At 54.8% G+C, this 248-nt stretch carries 1 pseudogene; it reads left to right on the top strand.

The annotated features are described in order from the left end of the window. Nucleotides 1-7: 7 nt before the first annotated feature. Nucleotides 8-248: pseudogene (locus AAIR21_RS28190) on the top strand (type VI secretion system baseplate subunit TssE); the annotation flags it as partial.

Here is a 248-nt window from a genome sequence, read left to right on the forward strand (position 1 = left end):
TCGTTCAGTGTCATTACACGACATGCTGTATGGAAATTTTGAAGGGGAGATTGAGTTGCATCAGGTCAGTGAAGAGAACCAGCATATCATGTCGGTGCTGGATAACCTGCAGCGCATTCTCAACGCCCGTGCAGGCTCACTGGCGCATCTGCCGGACTATGGCCTGCCGGATATGACGCTGATTCTGCAGGGGATGCCCGGCACCGTCCATGCGCTGAAATCCACGCTGGCGACCACGCTGCTGAAAT

Source organism: Enterobacter sp. PTB (assembly GCF_051130085.1).
Lineage (GTDB): Bacteria > Pseudomonadota > Gammaproteobacteria > Enterobacterales > Enterobacteriaceae > Enterobacter > Enterobacter ludwigii.